The 14,366-nt window shown below is 69.1% G+C and carries 11 protein-coding genes and 1 pseudogene; 4 read left to right on the top strand and 8 right to left on the bottom strand.

The window, feature by feature from the left end; translation table 11 throughout:
• Positions 1–431: 431 nt before the first annotated feature.
• Positions 432–755: a helix-turn-helix domain-containing protein gene (locus ACZ7EG_RS00425; protein WP_031116469.1), complete on the bottom strand. Its 324-nt coding sequence runs from the start codon at positions 753–755 to the stop codon at positions 432–434.
• Positions 752–1,864 carry a tyrosine-type recombinase/integrase gene (locus tag ACZ7EG_RS00420; protein ID WP_471070185.1) on the bottom strand — a complete coding sequence of 371 codons (1,113 nt, stop codon included), beginning with the start codon at positions 1,862–1,864 and terminating at the stop codon, positions 752–754. Before ACZ7EG_RS00420 ends, ACZ7EG_RS00425 begins: the two co-directional genes overlap by 4 nt.
• Before the next feature lie 179 nt (positions 1,865–2,043).
• Here ACZ7EG_RS00420 and ACZ7EG_RS00415 point away from each other — a divergent pair.
• A pseudogene (locus ACZ7EG_RS00415) lies at positions 2,044–2,130 on the top strand (glutamine synthetase); the annotation flags it as partial.
• A 134-nt stretch (positions 2,131–2,264) separates the two neighbouring features.
• On the opposite strand, the gene ACZ7EG_RS00410 reads toward ACZ7EG_RS00415, so the two are convergent.
• The 4 genes from ACZ7EG_RS00410 to ACZ7EG_RS00395 all read right to left on the bottom strand — a co-directional run bounded on the left by ACZ7EG_RS00410 (position 2,265) and on the right by ACZ7EG_RS00395 (position 5,972).
• The gene (locus ACZ7EG_RS00410) at positions 2,265–2,462 is read right to left on the bottom strand and encodes a DUF397 domain-containing protein (protein WP_471072388.1); all 198 of its coding nucleotides are present in this window, start codon (positions 2,460–2,462) and stop codon (positions 2,265–2,267) included.
• A gap of 49 nt (positions 2,463–2,511) precedes the next feature.
• Positions 2,512–4,194, bottom strand: coding sequence for a hypothetical protein (locus tag ACZ7EG_RS00405; protein ID WP_471070183.1), 1,683 nt, complete (start codon positions 4,192–4,194; stop codon positions 2,512–2,514).
• A 602-nt stretch (positions 4,195–4,796) separates the two neighbouring features.
• Positions 4,797–5,420, bottom strand: a complete 624-nt coding sequence (locus ACZ7EG_RS00400; RefSeq protein WP_471070181.1) for a glyoxalase — start codon at positions 5,418–5,420, stop codon at positions 4,797–4,799.
• Positions 5,421–5,525: 105 nt separating this feature from the next.
• Positions 5,526–5,972 (bottom strand): VOC family protein, encoded by a 447-nt coding sequence (locus tag ACZ7EG_RS00395; protein WP_471070178.1) that lies wholly within the window; start codon positions 5,970–5,972, stop codon positions 5,526–5,528.
• Positions 5,973–6,558: 586 nt separating this feature from the next.
• On the opposite strand from ACZ7EG_RS00395, the gene ACZ7EG_RS00390 reads away from it, so the two are divergent.
• Positions 6,559–9,564, top strand: a complete 3,006-nt coding sequence (locus ACZ7EG_RS00390) for a bifunctional [glutamine synthetase] adenylyltransferase/[glutamine synthetase]-adenylyl-L-tyrosine phosphorylase (RefSeq protein WP_471070176.1) — start codon at positions 6,559–6,561, stop codon at positions 9,562–9,564.
• Between the two features lie 27 nt (positions 9,565–9,591).
• Here the strand turns inward: ACZ7EG_RS00390 and ACZ7EG_RS00385 are convergent, their stop codons facing one another.
• Positions 9,592–10,452, bottom strand: coding sequence for a phosphatase PAP2 family protein (locus tag ACZ7EG_RS00385; protein WP_471070174.1), 861 nt, complete (start codon positions 10,450–10,452; stop codon positions 9,592–9,594).
• 93 nt (positions 10,453–10,545) lie between these two features.
• Positions 10,546–11,580 (bottom strand): LacI family DNA-binding transcriptional regulator, encoded by a 1,035-nt coding sequence (locus ACZ7EG_RS00380; protein ID WP_471070172.1) that lies wholly within the window; start codon positions 11,578–11,580, stop codon positions 10,546–10,548.
• Between the two features lie 392 nt (positions 11,581–11,972).
• On the opposite strand from ACZ7EG_RS00380, the gene ACZ7EG_RS00375 reads away from it, so the two are divergent.
• Together ACZ7EG_RS00375 and ACZ7EG_RS00370 are read left to right on the top strand one after the other, a co-directional pair.
• Entirely contained in the window at positions 11,973–13,241 is a 1,269-nt protein-coding gene (locus ACZ7EG_RS00375) for an extracellular solute-binding protein (protein ID WP_471070170.1), read from the top strand.
• Between the two features lie 115 nt (positions 13,242–13,356).
• A complete protein-coding gene (locus ACZ7EG_RS00370) occupies positions 13,357–14,361 on the top strand; it encodes a carbohydrate ABC transporter permease (RefSeq protein WP_471070166.1) in 1,005 nt (334 codons plus the stop codon).
• The last annotated feature ends 5 nt before the right edge of the window (positions 14,362–14,366 follow it).

The following is a 14,366-nucleotide window of genomic DNA, read 5'->3' as shown; positions in this document are numbered from 1 at the left end:
GTAGCAGGTACCGCAGAGCGGACCGTTGGGGCCCCTGGCGTTGATCTTCATCTGTCGGCCGCAGCCTGAGCAGGTCTTCGGCGGCCGCACCCGACGAGCACAGGCCGAACAGCAGTGTCCGGCCGGGAGGCGATGTGTGAGTTGGCGCGAGGTCTTTCCGCAGCCGACGCACGTCGGCAGGATGACCGGGCCGTGTCCGGCGTCCGTCAGGGCATACGCGAGCCGCACCAGATTCTGCGGAGGTGTCGGGCCCGGATTCGTCAGGGCGTCTTGGTGGTCCTGGAAATGGCGGGCAAGACCGACGCAGGAACGTGCTGTGATCTTCCCGCGCTCCAGTGCCTGCGCTGCCTGTTCGCCGGTCACCCCCGTGAGCCGGGCGGTCAGGTGGGCGATGACCTGTCGGTGGGCCTCGTCGAGGCGGAGAGGAGCGGTCATTCCGGGCCTGGGCGCCGGATCGTAGTGCGACGCGCTTGCGGCCGGGACGCCGTCTGCTCGCCGGCGGTCTTGCGCACCTCAGCGTTGGCGACCTCCACCTGGATCAGATCGTTGGGCTCACACGCGAGGATGTCGCACAACGCGGCGAGCGTGTCCATGGACAGCCGTTGCGGTGTCTGGGTCACGAGACGAAAGACCTGCTCACGCGACAGATGCACGCCGCGTTCGGCCAGCAGCGGGACCAGTTCCGTGGTCTGGAACATGCCCTTCTCCGCCATCCGGATCCGTAGCTGCCAGTCGATGCCCATCTTCCTGATCACGTTTCCTGCCCCCATAGATCGCCGTGCCGGGCTTGCAGTGAGCGTCGCAGCAGCCGGTTTCGGTACTCGTCCGAGACGTGGCTGTAGATGGCCGTGGTGCTGGCGTAGGCGTGGCCGACCTGGTCCTGGACGAACTTCTCTGGATAACCGAACTCGATCAGATGGGTCACGTAGCTGTGCCGCAGCGAGTGCAGGTCCAGCTCCGCCGGCAGGTCGGCGGACCGGCGCGCCGTCTCGAAGGCCTCGTTCAACCGCCGCAGGGACATCCGGTCGCGCCGCTCGGTGATCCAGAACGCCGGGTGCTTGCCCGGCACGAAAGCGGGGCGGACCTCGCTGACGTACTGGTCGAGAACGTCGACGATCCAGTCCATTTCGGGGACGGTCAGAACGCTGCGGCGCTTGGGAGGTCCGCCCTTGGAGGCCTTGCCGTGACGGACGAAGATCGCTCCGAAACGGCCGTAGTCGGCGACCTTGGGGTTCCGGCGCAGGTCGCACAGGTCCAGGCCGCACGCTTCCTGGCGCCGCAGGCCGAAGGCGTAGACCGTCTTCAAGACCATGGCGTCGCGAAGGGCCGCGAGCGAGCCCTTGCGTCGTCGTGTGCGGATCTCCTCGACACGGCCGTCGGCGGCGTCGAAAAGGGTCTGGACTTCGTCGTAGGTGAGCGGACGACGTTCGGTGGCTCCCTCGTACTCGCTGGTGTGGGTGACCGTGTTCCACTCGTGCAGGAGCTGGACCGGAGCCCGGCCGAATCGCTCGTTGCATGTGGACGGCCAGCCGTAGCGAGTGTCGGTGATGTAGTCGAAGAACAGCCGTAGGTCGTTCTGGTAGTTCCGTGCGGTGGACACCGCCAGCGGCCTGCCAGGGCGCCGGGTACGAAGGTCGTCGAAGAAGGCCTCCACCTCGGCGGGGTCCCATTGCCACGGGTACTCATTGGTGAAGCGGGCCAGCCGACGGATCAGCGCGATCCGGGGGCGGATCGTCGACTCCCAGTTCAAGAAGCGCGTGCGCTGCTGCAGTGCCCAGCCCTCCAGCATGGCTTCCAGGACGGCGGGTTCGGGGTCCAGGTGCACGACTCCGTCGGCAAGGACCAGATGCGCAGCTCCTGGCATATCAACGACAGCACTCACGATGCATCTAACGCATCATCGTTGAGTCGGTAACGGGTGCCAGGTCAGCGCATCCCAACCAGCCACCAACCCGGCGTTAGCCTGAGCACCACCTGCAGCTCAGAGAGTTGGCCCAGCGCGACATGTGTTGCATTCAATGCAATACGGCAGCCTGGCACCACTTCCTGCGCAACAAGCGGCAGGAGTGGGAGGAGTACCGCTCGGAGGTCACGGCGTTCGAGCTGCGGAAGAACCTGCCGGCGCTGTAAGGGCAGGTCAGAGCACGTTTCCCGCTGGTGAAGCGGATGGGGCCGACGGTCGCGGACCGTCGGCCCCATGGCGTCTCACTGGTGTGGGGCAGTCCCTGGACCATCCGGTGTCGGATCAGTGCCCTCGTACAGCGTCACCGCGGACGGAATGCACTACCAGTGCAGACGGCCTGGCGGAAGTGCTTCCAGCCCTGTGCTGATATTTGTACGGGTGGCTTCGTTGTGTTCTTGCTGTCTCGAATCCATACGACTGAACAATCCCAGGCCACCTCAACGCAATTTGAAGTGGCGCCTGAATAGGAACTCTTCCTCCATGTGAATTGATCGCGCATCATTTCTCCCTGGCCGATGGTTCGACGAATTCACCTTGTGGTCGTTTCATCACGTCCGATGGTGGTGCAGCCGGCTTGCCATGCGCCTGAGGCTGACGGTGATCGGATGCGTGGCCGACAGGTGGGCGCAGTCGGCTTCGAGTGCGGTGAGCCGCTCCACTGCGTCGCCGTCTCGTCCGGCCTCCATCAAAAGCTGAATCACCCACCTGCGTCTGTCCAACACGGCTAGGTCCCCTGGCCCCAATGTGGTGATGCTCTTTTGTATGGCGGTTTCGAGAAGCGGTAGGCCCTCATCGTGTGCTCCAGACGCAAATATGCTGCTGGCGAGTCCAAATTCCAGACCCAGGACGACGCGATGATCACTGCCCAGTGCTGAGGCTGCCCTGCCTATCAGTGGTTCGTAAAGAATGCGAGCTTCGGAGTGGCGGCCACAGTGGAAAGTGAAGGACGCGACCATGCTCTCTGCCATCAGAGTCTCCTCATGATCGGCACCGAACTCTTGTCGAAGGGTCCGCGTTCGTTGCTCGGCAACCGCCAAACCTTCCTCCGCGGACCGCATGGGCGCGTCCGATTCCCATAAAATCGCCTCGGCTTGGCCGATACCTGCTGCTGCCGCACGTCGCAGTGCCGGGAGGGCGAGCGTGAAATTGCCGGACCGGTATGCGTTGCAGGCGATCGTGTAGGCCTCATGTGGTGACGCAACGTCCATCACTGCAACCCAGACCGGTTCTGGTATGGCGTCCTGCGCAGGGAGGTCGATCAAATAGTCGAAAGCCAGGAGACCGTGTTCGGCGTCGCCGAGTAGCAGGCTGTTCGCCCCTGCTGGGACTGTAGGGGTCAGAGCCCAGGTCAGCGCCTCTGAGAACGCCTCGGGACGTAATTCCGTCCCACCGCGACGAACAAGGTAGCCCTCGTGAAGCTGCTGGAGAACTTCGACGGGCACAGGGCCGTGGTAGCCGGCGCGGCGGGCATCGACAGCCGCTGCAACCAGTGCCGCTCCGCGAGGGTGGTGTCCTGGGACCCACGCATGCTGCCAGCTTTCGACCAGTTCCGGACCGGCCGCCAACAGTTCGGCCACCCCGAAGCGTTGATCGCCCGCCAATGCGCGGACGAGTCGGGGGTCGGTCGTCAGCGCACGAGCGCGTTCGCGCTCGGTGGTCGTCCATCGCCTCTCCACGTGGACCACTTGAGCTTGTCTCAACACGGCCCGGCCTTGACGCCAGATTTCTTGAGAGGGACCGGAAGCTTCGATCTCCGCACGATCACGGTAGCGGTCGTACTCGTGACTACGCATGGTGGCCAGCACCAGCACCTGCTGGTCCGAGATCAGCATGCGGTGCAGCGTGGACGTGGTCAGGCCGCCTGGCCCCAGGAAGCGTTCCAGGTCGTCCAGCCACACCACGCAGCCGGTTGCCGCTTCCCAATCGTCCAACAGCACCGCAATGGCCTCGCGCGTCGCGGGAGCTACGAAATGCCGATCAGGATGGAGCAGCCGAATCGCCTCGAAGGCAGCTCGCGTCTTACCCGCGGTGGACTCGCCGACCAACAGGACGAAGCCCCCACGGCGCAGGGCTGCGTGCAGGTGCGGCTCCATGTCGCGAGTGACATACGCCGGAACCCGATCGAGCCTGCCCTCCCGCTCAGTGGTCTCGGCCGGGTGCACTCCCACGGCGATCGGGTCACGCAGATCCCGCACCAGCGGAAAGCGGCCTCCAAGTGAGGCAATCTCCAAGGCCTCAGGTCGACGACGAGCCGCCTCAGCCTGCCGCTGCCACTCCGATTGAGCGCCTAGCGCAACGACACTCACCAGGGCCGCGACCGCAGCCCCCAGCACTCCTGCCGATGCCTCCGACCCCCACACAGCAGCGAGCAGTCCGATCACCGCGCTGACGACCGCCACGACGACCAACCGCACCCACGGCCGGTACCGACTCCTCGAACCCCCCACCGTTCCCCCACCCTCCGATGGCCGGGGACTCCCCGGGAGGAGCCTTCCCCGAGTAGTCGGGACCGAACCGGGAGGTGTAGGGCCACATGGTTCATTTCAGCGTTTCGTGCGTACGAACGCCGATCTGTCAGTCCCGCTGGGTGGGGACGTCGGTGGGTCCGTCGAAGAGTGGCCCACAGCGACCCATGCCGACCGTTCGATCACAGGTCAGTGCCACGTCGATCCCGAGCGCCCGACGTCGGTCCAGGGAGATGCATGTTCCTGCGCAACAGCGGCAGAAGCGGGAGGAGTACCGCTCGGAGGGCACCGCGTTCGAGCGGCGGAAGAACCTGCCGGCGCTGTAGGCCCGCCGGCCGACGCCGGAGGAGGACACCCCCCGGCACCGCTCACACCGACGCGTTCTCCGACGTCGTCGTCCACGCGAAACCGTCCGGGTCGGTGAACGGCCCGGCGTCGCCGGCGATGGTGAGGCGGTGGGAGCCGGTGCCGTCGGGGGAGACGCCGGCGACCTTGGCGAGGCCGCGGCGCTTGTAGAGGGCCAGCTTGACGGGGCCGTCGGCGGTGAACTCGACGTACTTGGAGCCGAAACTCTTGCCCACGGCCAGGCCGTGATCGACGTAGAACTGCTTGCTGGCCTTCACGTCCTCCACACCGAGCAGGAGCACGAAGGCGTCGACCCGCCCGGTCGCCGGGCCGGTGTTCTTCTTCGACGACGACGCGAGCTGCCAGATCGTCCCGTCCGGGGCCTGTACGACGCCCCCGTAGCCCCACAGCGACTTGGCGGCGGGCTTCAGCGTCGTCGCCCCCGCCCGCACGGCCGCGTCGACGAGCGCGTCCACATCGGCCGGCTGGGAGACCACGAGCGACAGCGTGAACCCGCGGAAGCCGGAAGTCGGTGCCTCCGACGCCCGCAGGCGCAGCCGCTCGCCCAGACCGAAGGCGGCGGAGTAGAAGCGGTCGGCGGCGGCGGGGTCGGCCACCTCGAGGGTGACGGATGCGATGGAAGTCATGACAACGACGCTAATCGCGCCCCGCGAGACCTGCTTCTCGATTCCTGACCGGGTTGTTCGGGCCTGCTGTCGCTTCAAGCCCGCTGCCGCTTCAGGCCTGCTGCTTCAGGCCTGTTGCCGCTTGAGGTCGGCGAGCAGCTGATGCAGCGGCTCCGTGGCCCTGCGCCGGTACTCCTGCACCGCCCACCCGTTGCCGTCCGGGTCCTGGAAGTGCATGAACGTGGCGCCGTCGTCCGGGGAGTACTGGACCGGCTCCGAGACGTCGAGGCCGCGGGCGACCAGCTCCGCGTGGGCGGCCTTGATGTCGGCGACGCACAGCTGCAGGCCCTGGTAGGAGCCCGGAGCCGGGGTGGGGCCCGGCGTCATCTGCCAGATCGACTCGCCCAGGGCGATCGAACAGCCGGAACCCGGAGGGGTCAGCTGGACGATCCGCATCCCGGGCATGACCTCCTGGTCGATGTCCACGTGGAAGCCGACCCTGTCCCGGTAGAAGTCCCGGGCGCGGTCGATGTCGCTCACGGGCAGCGGGATGACTTCGAGCGTGATGTCCATGGCGTGACTCCTTCGTCCGGCCTCATGAGAGCCGCTCACCTCATCCGGCTGAAGCCGGCGGAACGGCTCCCCCTCACCGAAGCCGATAACGGCGCGCGGCGCCACCGAGTGGACGGCGGCCGGACCCCTACCGTGGTGGAAATGGCCCTCCCCGACCTCCTGCGGCCAGAAACCGCCGTACCTCCCCGTACCTCCTGCGGCCAGAAACCGCCATACCTCGCCTCCGACACCACGGCCGGTCCCCGTAGCCGCACTGGGCCGGGCCCCTGCTGCTGCGCCCCGGCGGCCACGCGCGCGGTCACGAGCGCGACTTCCGGGCGATCTCGTCCCGGGCGACCTCGTCTCCGACGCCGCGCCCGTCCTCATGGTCGCCCGCCTCATGGCCGCCCACCTCGACTGCCACGACCGCGGCCACGAGGGCCGCTTCCCGGCCCGTGCGCAGGTGCGGGGCCTCACCCCGGCAGCCCGCGCGGCCCCCGTCCGCCTGCCGAACTCCCCGGCGCTTCCCCCGGCCCGTGCGGTTAGGCTCGAAGCCGTACGACCTTGATCCGATGCATGTCCGAGGAACAGTGCGAGGGAGGCCCGGATGACGGCGGTGCCGGGGCGCAGGAGCAGTACCTTCACACGGCTGCTGCGGCACGGCTTCACCGACGCGTCCGCCGCCGAACGGCTCCTGGACAGCCCCGAGCTCGCGCCCCTGCGCGACGACCCGGTCCTGCTGGAGGCGCTGGGCGGCACCGCCGACCCCGATCTCGCGCTGCTCGGACTCGTCCGGCTGCTGGAGGCCCAGCACGGCCCCGGCGCCCGGGAACTGCTCGACACGCTGATCTCCTCCAAGCCGCTGCGCGACCGCCTCCTCGGTGTCCTCGGCGCCTCCACCGCCCTCGCCGACCACCTCGCCCGGCACCCGGACGACTGGCAGGCCCTCGTCATGTACGAGGCGTACGACCTGCACCCCGGGGTGGAGGAGTTCGAGGCCGGCCTCGCCGAGGCCACCGATCCGGTCTCCCTGCGCGTCGCCTACCGGCGCTGCCTGCTGTCCATCGCCGCCCGGGACGTCTGCGGCACCACCGGCGTCGCCGAATCCGCCGCCGAGCTGGCCGACCTCGCCACCGCCACGCTGCGTGCCGCCCTCGGGATCGCCGAGGCGGCAGCGCCCGAGGACGCCGCCCTGTGCCGGCTCGCGGTGATCGCCATGGGCAAGTGCGGCGGCCACGAGCTCAACTACGTCTCGGACGTGGACGTCATCTTCGTCGGGGAGGCCACCGAGGGAGCCGACGAGACGAAGGCCGTACGCGCCGCGACCCGGCTCGCCTCGCACATGATGCGGATCTGCTCCGAGACCACCGTCGAGGGCTCCATCTGGCCGGTCGACGCCAACCTCCGGCCCGAGGGCCGCAACGGCCCCCTCGTGCGGACCGTGTCCAGCCACCTCGCCTACTACCAGCGCTGGGCCAAGACCTGGGAGTTCCAGGCGCTGCTCAAGGCCCGCCCCGTGGCCGGGGACCTCGACCTCGGCGCGGAGTACGTCGCCGCCGTCCAGCCCCTGGTGTGGAAGGCCGCCGAGCGCGAGAACTTCGTGCCCGACGTGCAGAAGATGCGCCGCCGGGTCGTGGAGAACATCCCCGTCGGCGAGGTCGACCGCCAGCTGAAGCTGGGGCCGGGCGGCCTCAGGGACGTCGAGTTCGCCGTGCAGCTGCTCCAGCTGGTGCACGGCCGGGCCGACACCTCCCTGCGCAGCGGCACGACCCTGGACGCGCTGGGCGCCCTCGCGGCCGGCGGCTACGTCGGCCGGTCCGACGCGGCCCAGCTCGACGAGGCCTACCGCTTCCTGCGCTCCATGGAGCACCGCATCCAGCTGTTCCGGCTGCGCCGCACCCACCTCGTCCCGGAGGACGAGGCCGAGCTGCGCCGCATCGGCCGCTCCCTGGGCCTGCGCACGGACCCGGTCGCCGACCTGCACCGCGAGTGGCGGCGGCACGCGGGTGTCGTACGCCGTCTGCACGAGAAGCTCTTCTACCGGCCGCTGCTCGACGCGGTCGCCCAGCTCGCGACCGGCGAGGCCCGGCTGAGCACCGAGGCGGCCCGGGAACGCATGGTCGCCCTCGGCTACGCCGACCCCGCCTCCGCCCTGCGCCACCTGGAGGCGCTGGCCTCCGGCGTCACCCGCAAGGCCGCCATCCAGCGCACCCTGCTCCCCGTGCTGCTGGGCTGGTTCGCCGACTCGGCCGACCCGGACGCGGGCCTGCTGGGCTTCCGCAAGGTCTCGGACGCGCTCGGCAAGACCCCCTGGTACCTGCGGCTGCTGCGGGACGAGGGCGCCGCCGCGCAGAACCTCGCCCGTGTGCTGTCCGCCGGCCGGCTCGCGCCCGACCTGCTGATGCGCGCCCCGGAGGCGGTCGCCCTGCTCGGTGACGGGGACGGCGGCGGCCTGGAACCCCGCTCGCGCGCGCATCTGGAGCAGGAGATACTCGCCGCCGTGCGCCGGGCCGACGGGGCCGCCCAGGCCGTCACGGCGGCCCGCGGGGTGCGCCGCCGCGAACTGTTCCGCACGGCCGCCGCCGACATCGTCGGCTCCTACGGCACCGAGGAGCAGCCCGCCGAGGCCGACCAGGGCGCCCTGGTGGACCGCGTCGGGGCTGCGGTGTCGGACCTTACGGCGGCGACCCTCGCCGGCACGCTGCGCGCGGTCGTACGGGACGGCTGGGGCGACGACCTGCCCACCCGGTTCGCGATCATCGGCATGGGCCGGTTCGGCGGCCACGAGCTGGGCTACGGCTCCGATGCGGACGTGTTGTTCGTGCACGAACCACGCGACGGCGTCGACGAGCGGGAGGCCTCCCAGGCGGCCAACAAGGTCGTCTCCGAGATGCGCCGCCTGCTGCAGATCCCCAGCGCCGACCCGCCCCTGCTCATCGACGCCGACCTGCGCCCGGAGGGCAAGTCCGGCCCGCTGGTCCGCACCCTCACCTCGTACGAGGCGTACTACCGGCGGTGGGCCCTGACCTGGGAGTCGCACGCGCTGCTGCGGGCCGAGCCCGTCGCCGGCGACGAGGACCTGGGCCGCCGCTTCATCGACCTGATCGACCCGCTGCGCTACCCGGCGGACGGGCTCCCCGACGAGGCCGTGCGCGAGATCCGGCGCCTGAAGGCCCGCATGGAGTCGGAGCGGCTGCCGCGCGGCGCCGACCCCAAGCTGCACGCCAAGCTCGGGCCGGGCGGCCTGTCCGACGTGGAGTGGACCGTGCAGCTCATGCAATTGCGGCACGGCTCGACGGAGCCGGGCCTGCGCACCACCCGCACCCGGGAGGCCCTGGCCGCCGCCCGCACCGCCGGGCTCATCACGGACGAGGACGCGGCGACCCTCGACGAGGCCTGGGTCCTCGCGACCCGCGTCCGCAACGCGGTGATGCTGGTCCGCGGCCGGGCCGGTGACACGTTCCCGACCGAACCCCGGGAACTGTCCGCCGTGGGCAGGTACCTGGGCTACGGCCCGGGCCACGCGGGCGACATGCTGGACGCGTACCGCCGCACGGCCCGCCGGGCGCGCGGTGTGGTGGAGGACCTGTTCTACGGCGTTGCCGAGCGCTAGGCAGGCCCCCAGGATCTGCCAGGGGGATCAGATCTCGGCCGCGGGCCGGGGCCTGTCCGCTTTGCGCGTCGGCGCCACCCTCGGCAGCGCGTACGGCCGCCTCCCGTACCAGAGCCGCGCGACCGTGAACCCGAAGGCCAGGCACAGCAGGCCGCCGACCGCGTCCAGCCAGAAGTGGTTGGCCGTCGCGACGATGACCACCAGCGTCAGCGCCGGGTACAGCAGGCCCAGCACCCGCACCCAGGGAACCGACGCCAGGGCGAAGATCGTCAGCCCGCACCACACGGACCAGCCGATGTGCATCGACGGCATCGCGGCGTACTGGTTGGACATGTGCTTCAGATCGCCCGACGCCATCGAACCCCAGGTCTGGTGGACCATGACCGTGTCGATGAAGTCGCCGCCGTACATCAGCCGCGGGGGCGCCAGCGGATACAGGTAGTAGCCGACCAGGGCGACGGCCGTGGTCGCGAACAGCACCAGACGGGTCGCCGCGTACCGCCCGGGATGGCGACGGTACAGCCACACCAGCACACCCAGCGTGACGATGAAGTGCAGCGTCGCGTAGTAGTAGTTCATCCCGACGATGAGCCAATGCACCGAGTTCACCGTGTGGTTGACCCACTCCTCGACGGCGATGCCCAGATGGTGCTCGACCCGCCAGATCCAGTCGGCGTTGTGCAGCGCCTCCGCTTTCTGCTCGGGCACGGCGTTGCGGACGAGCGAGTACGTCCAGTAACTCACCGCGATCAGCAGGATCTCGAACCAGAACCGAGGCCGGCGCGGGGTGCGCAGCCGGCGCAGCGGGCCGCGCCCCGGATCGGCCGCAACGGGGTCCGGGAGGGCCGCTTCCAGGCCCTCCGGTTTCGTTACGGTCGTTTCACCCATAGGCGCAGAGTCTGCCAGAAAAGGACTTCCCCACCGATCATCCCGCGACCCCGCCCGAGCCGCATGTCCTACGGCGGAATCAGGCCTTGGGCCTCAGGGGCGAGCGCGTTCCCCGGGGGCCGAAGCGGTCGAACCGCGCACCACCAGTTCCGGCATGAACACGAACTCGCTGTGCGGCGCGGGCGTCCCGCCGATCTCCTCCAGCAGTGTGCGCACGGCCGCCTGCCCCATCGCCGGGACCGGCTTGCGGATCGTGGTGAGGGGCGGGTCGGTGAAGGCGATCAGCGGGGAGTCGTCGAAGCCCACCACGGAGACGTCCTTCGGTACGTCCAGGCCGAGCTGCCGGGCCGCCCGGATCGCACCCAGCGCCATCATGTCGCTGGCGCACACCACGGCCGTGCAGTTCCGGTCGATCAACGCCGTGGCCGCCGCCTGACCACCCTCGAGGGTGTACAGGGAGTGCTGCACCAGCTCCGACTCGACGGTCTCGGCGCGCAGACCCAACCGGTCCTGCATCGTGCGCACGAACCCCTCGATCTTGCGCTGCACCGGCACGAACCGCTTGGGCCCGAGGGCCAGGCCGATCCGGGTGTGCCCCAGGGACACCAGGTGCGTGACCGCGAGGCTCATCGCCGCACGGTCGTCGGGGGAGATGAACGGCGCCTGCACCTTCGGCGAGAAACCGTCGACCAGCACGTAGGGCACGCCCTGGGCGCGCAGCCGGTCGTAGCGCTGCATGTCGGCGGTGGTGTCGGCGTGCAGTCCGGAGACGTAGATGATCCCGGCGACCCCGCGGTCGACGAGCATCTCGGTCAGCTCGTCCTCGGTCGAGCCGCCCGGGGTCTGGGTGGCCAGCACCGGGGTGTAGCCCTGCCGCGTCAGCGCCTGGCCGATGACCTGCGCCAGGGCCGGGAAGATCGGGTTCTCCAGCTCCGGGGTGATCAGCCCGACCAGCCCCTCGCTGCGCTGGCGCAGGCGCACCGGGCGTTCGTAGCCCAGCACGTCGAGAGCGGCCAGCACGGACTGGCGGGTGGTGGCGGCGACGCCCGGCTTCCCGTTGAGGACGCGGCTGACGGTCGCTTCGCTCACCCCCGCCTGCAACGCGATGTCGGCAAGCCGTGTGGTCACAGCACTGGACTGTAGCGGCCGGTGCTCCCCTTGCACACCGACGGGACGCCTGGTGCGCGCCGTCGCACGGCCCGCTGCGGGTGGCTTGGTCATCGCGGTCCCTCGGAATTCCTGGTCGGCGTGCGATCCGCAACGGATGATTCCCCCGGCGGACACGGATAGCAAGTGCTTGCAGAGTCTTGCACAACCGCGCTACCGCCCACCGGGCAGGCGGAAACCAAGGATTCGAGGCGATCGAGGGGAGGTCACGGCGGGGTAACCATCCGCATCCCTTGCACCTTTTTGCTGCAAGGTCTTTCGCAAGTCGTTGCAGCGCGGCTAATCTCACCGACGCCCGGCCGCCAACGGCGCAGTCGGCAGCACGAAACGGGCTTCACCCTCAAGGAGAACTCATGCGGCGTGGCATAGCGGCCACCGCGCTGGTGGCGTCCCTCGCCCTGGCGGCGACGGCCTGCGGCGGAAGCGACAGCGGCGACGAGGCCGACGGCCCGGTCACCATCACCTGGTGGGACACCTCCAACGCCACCAACGAGGCACCGACGTACAAGGCCCTCGTCAAGGAGTTCGAGGCCGCCAACAAGGACGTCAAGGTCAAGTACGTCAACGTCCCCTTCGACCAGGCGGAGGTCAAGTTCGACACCGCCGCCGGTTCCAAGGGCGCTCCCGATGTGCTGCGTTCCGAGGTCGGCTGGACCCCGGCCTTCGCCAAGAAGGGCTTCTTCGCGCCGCTGGACGGCACCGAGGCCCTCGCCGAGCAGGACAAGTTCCAGCCCAGCCTGATCGAGCAGGCCAGGTACGAGGGCAAGACCTACGGCGTCCCCTTCGTCACCGACACCCTCGCCCTCGTCTACAACAAGGCTCTGTTCGAGAAGGCCGGCGTCGAGGCCCCCAAGACCTGGGGCGACCTGAAGAAGGGCGCCGCCACCATCAAGGACAAGACCGGCGTCGACGGCTACTGGGGCTCCACCCAGGCGTACTACGCCCAGTCCTTCCTCTACGGCGAGGGCGCCGACACCGTCGACGTCGACGCCAAGAAGATCACCATCACCTCGCCCGAGGCCAAGAAGGCCTACGGCACCTGGCAGAGCCTCTTCAAGGGCAAGGGCCTGCACAAGGCCGACACGACCGCCGACGCCTACGCCCACATCCAGGACGCGTTCGTCAACGGCAAGGTCGCCTCGATCGTCCAGGGCCCGTGGGAGATCACGAACTTCTACAAGGGCTCGGCCTTCAAGGACAAGGGCAACCTCGGCATCGCCACCGTCCCGGCCGGCTCCACCGGCAAGGCGGGCGCCCCGACCGGCGGCCACAACCTCTCCGTGTACGCGGGCTCGGACAAGGCCCACCAGGAGGCCTCGCTGAAGTTCGTGAAGTTCATGACCTCGGCCAAGGCCCAGGAGACCATCGCGCTGAAGAACTCCACGCTCCCCACGCGCGAGGACGCCTACACCGACAAGGTCAAGGCCGACCCCGGTATCGCCGGCTACCAGGGCGTGCTGTCCGCCGCCCAGCCGCGCCCGGCGCTGCCGGAGTACAGCTCCCTGTGGACCCCGCTCGACGACGAGCTGCTCAAGATCGCGAGCGGCAAGGAGTCCTTGGACAAGGGCCTCGGCAACGCCGAGACCGCCATCGCCAAGCTGGTGCCGGACTTCTCCAAGTGACCGCCGGGTGGCCGCAGGATCGCCTCCTCCAGGGGAGGAATGCTGCGGCCACCGGCCCGCGCCTGCCGTCCGGCAGTCTCCTTGACCTCCTTGAACCTCCAGAAGGTGTCGAACCATGACAGTCGCCATCGACCGAGCGACCGGTAAGCGGCGCGGTGAGCGGGAACCGCGACCCGGGCCGGCCCAGCGGCTGAAGAACGGCTTCCACAAGCACTGGTACGCCTACGCGATGATCGCCCCGGTGGCGGTCGTCCTGGGCGTCCTCGTGGTGTACCCGCTGGTGTACGGCCTGTACCTCACCCTCACCGACGCCACCAGCCTCAACACCGCCCGCACGATCGGCGTCAACCACATCGACGCCACGTACAAGTTCATCGGCCTGGACAACTACGCCGACATCCTGTGGGGCCCGACGGCGTACGACCGTTTCTGGTCGCACTTCCTGTGGACGGTCTTCTGGACGGCGGCCTGCGTCGCCCTGCACTACGGCATCGGTCTCGGCCTCGCCCTGCTGCTCAACCAGAAGCTGCGCGGCCGCACCCTCTACCGGATGATCCTGGTGCTGCCCTGGGCGGTGCCGACCTTCGTCACCGTCTTCGGCTGGCGGTTCATGCTCGCGGACGGCGGCGTCATCAACACCGCCCTGGAAGGCCTGGGCCTGCCGACGCCGATGTGGCTGGAGGACACCTTCTGGCAGCGGTTCGCCGCGATCATGGTCAACACCTGGTGCGGTGTGCCGTTCATGATGGTCTCGCTGCTCGGCGGCCTGCAGTCGATCGACGCGAGCCTGTACGAGGCCTCCGAGATGGACGGCGCCAACGCCTGGCAGCGGTTCCGCTACGTCACCCTGCCCGGTCTGAGGTCCGTCAGTACGACGGTCGTACTCCTCGGCGTCATCTGGACCTTCAACCAGTTCGCCATCATCTTCCTGTTGTTCGGCAACACCGCACCCGACGCCCAGATCCTCGTCACGTGGGCCTACCAACTGGGCTTCGGGCAGCAGCCGCGCGACTACGCCCAGTCCGCCGCCTACGGAATCCTGCTCCTGTCCATCCTGATCGTCTTCACCTCCTTCTACCGCCGCTGGCTGAACCGCAACGAGCAGCAGCTCGCGATCTGAGGCAG

It is taken from the genome of Streptomyces sp. NPDC037100 (assembly GCF_055606225.1).
Note: the sequence above shows the minus strand (reverse complement) of the source record. Positions and strands in the feature narration are given on the sequence as shown.